Origin of the sequence: Streptomyces sp. NPDC050743 (assembly GCF_044456925.1) — a bacterium.
GTDB lineage: Bacteria > Actinomycetota > Actinomycetes > Streptomycetales > Streptomycetaceae > Streptomyces.
The window spans coordinates 1-2,405 of sequence record NZ_JBITGJ010000286.1; the positions used below are offsets into that span (position 1 = coordinate 1).

General features: G+C 66.6%; 1 protein-coding gene and 2 pseudogenes. 1 reads left to right on the forward strand and 2 read right to left on the reverse strand.

The features are described from left to right. Positions 1-341: 341 nt before the first annotated feature. Positions 342-536: a hypothetical protein gene (locus tag ACIBJF_RS53020; protein WP_399185055.1), complete on the forward strand. Its 195-nt coding sequence runs from the start codon at positions 342-344 to the stop codon at positions 534-536. Here ACIBJF_RS53020 and ACIBJF_RS53025 read toward each other — a convergent pair. Next, positions 521-687 (reverse strand): annotated as a pseudogene (locus ACIBJF_RS53025) (ISAs1 family transposase); the annotation flags it as partial. The gene ACIBJF_RS53020 and the pseudogene ACIBJF_RS53025 sit on opposite strands and share 16 nt — an antisense overlap. A 92-nt stretch (positions 688-779) precedes the next feature. Continuing rightward, a pseudogene (locus tag ACIBJF_RS53030) lies at positions 780-1,187 on the reverse strand (transposase); the annotation flags it as partial. Positions 1,188-2,405: the final 1,218 nt, after the last annotated feature.

A 2,405-nucleotide genomic window follows, 5' to 3' on the forward strand; every position in this document is an offset into this window, starting at 1 on the left:
GACGAGAACTCCGGCACCTTGCACACCACCACCTCAAGATCGCAAGCGGCAAACATCCAGGTCAGACACGTGATCGCTTGGAAAACAGCTTCTGAGGGGCGGGTTGTCGTTGTGCTGGGCGATACATAGCAGGTGATCCCCGGTTACCGAAACCGGGGATTGTGCAGACCCTTGAGGTGTTCGCTGCTGCTTTGCATCTGGCTATGCGTGGCGGTGGGAGCAGCCCTGATGGCCGTGGCGCCTTTTGCTGACACGCAGCGGCGCCTCAGGCTATGTGGAGTGTGCGCACCATCAAGGAGAGTGAGTGGTTCTGTCCGTTCCGATCAAGAAGCTCCCGCCGAATGCGAAGGCTTCCCCTGCCCGATCTGGTCAGAGTGGCGCTGACGCGTTTCCACGCCATGCAGATGGCTGAGAGGCGGGTGGCCGGGGAGCGGTACGAAGCCAGCGGGTACATCGTCGTGGACGAACTCGGCGGGGTGCTCAACGGGGCCCCGGCGAGTGCCTGGATCGTCCGGTTTGATCATGTGATGCCGTAGAGGGCGAGGACGCGGGGCGCTCGGTGTGGGCTCGTCGTCCGGCGGTGGTGTTGACGTAGCCGGCGAGCTTGAGCGCGCTGCGGATCAGGTCGCGGAGGGCAGCGAGTACGGCGGGCGCGTTGTGGATCCTGACCTGGGACTTGTCCTCGTTTCAACGAGCGCCATCACTGGTGCGGCCTCCGCGTATGCCTTCAGCGCCTTGGCGTCGGCGAAGCGGGATCGGTCGTCGCCGATTTCGGCAAGCACCCAGGCGCCGTCGCGGACCTCGCCGTCCGGCTCGACGGCCGGTGCCCACGCGGATACGGGGACCTTCAAGACGGCCTGGTGGATGGCGTCGGTGATGGTCATGCCGAACGAGTACGACAGCCACCGGCCGCGGGCGGAGAGCCAGGTCACGAACTCATGGGTGCCACCACCGGAGTCGGTACGGATGAGTGTCCGCCGGCCACGTCGATGGTGTTTGGGCAGCTGAGCCAGCGCGAGTTGCGCCGCGGTGATGTGATCGGCAGCGGTGTTGCTTCCCGCGTTGCCGGGTCGCAGCAGGCCCGCGACCGGCTCGCCGGTCCCGCCTCGGCCGTGGTCGACAAAGCCGATCAGCGGGTGGTGCCCGATGGTTTTCTTCCAGGTCGCGGCGGCGTCCTGCTTCTCAGAAGGGTGTAGCTCCTTTCGAGGGAGGGCCCTACCTGCGTGAACTGCGGTTTGGGGCGCTCTCAAGTGATCGACTCGGCCACCAGGGCGGCTGGCACGATGACCTGCGTCCTCCACGCTGTCGATCTTCGTGGGGCGCGCAAGCTTGACCTCTGGGTTCCGAAAGGATCTCCACGACCAGCAGTCGAGTCGAACCGGCAAATGCCCAGCTCAGCCTGTCCCTCGAAAGGAGCTACACCCATCCTCGAATGGGTATCGCACGATCCGCCAGGGCGGAATGCGACCCCAGCGAAAGCGCGCGGCACCCCACGCCACCTGGGACCACAGCAGGACGAGGACGGGCGTCCCGATCCAGAACAGCAACGGCACTTGCAGTCCCTTCTTGAAGGTCAAGGAGGGCATCCTTGCAGGTCGCGTGCCGCTGCACCATCGCCGGACGTCGGTTGTCGAATCGACAGGCAGCGCCAGACCAAAGCACAGCGGCCATACGTGCTGCCGCACCATCCTTGTGGCTCGGCATCGTGACTCTGAGTGTTCCCAAAGGCAGAGCGGGGACCGTCTCTGGCCGCGAGTGGGGACGGGTAGCTGGCCGTACGCGGGGAAAAAAATCTTGGCCGCTGTCAACCACGTCGGAGGGCAGACCCAGGGGATCCGACCATGTCAGAGAAACGGCATGCAGCTACTGGCACTGAAACGGCACTTCACACTGCTCGGTACTCCCCAACTCGCTGGCCCGCGCGTCGACGTGAAGCAGTGGTGGGCCCCGTACTGCATCACCGCGACCGCCCGAGAGCACGAGCACGCCCGCCGCGCCCAGGCCGAAGCCGACTCCCTGCGTGCCCAGCAGCTCTCACGGCGCCCGGCCCGCTGCCCGCGCCCCCCGTGCACAGTGCCCCGCCCGTGCCCTCGCCCTGGTCGACGACTGCAGCCAGCTCTTCCCCATCCTGCTGGCGTAGCGGCGGGCACTCGGCCGCGAACTGACCGGCTGGGCAGGGCAGGTCGAGGCGGACGACGTCGAGAGCCTCCCCAGGACGTGACCGACGACTTGGCGGCCCGGACTGCGGCTGGACACGATGCCCGGCGGATACTTGAAGGCTCCCCTCCCTGAAGGGAGTGGATGCGGTCGCCCTCCAGGGCTGTGCGGGGATTTACGGCTCAGGCCGCCGCCGGAGCCGGCGGCTCGGGTGGTCTTACGCCCTCGACACCGTCCGGGTTCCAACC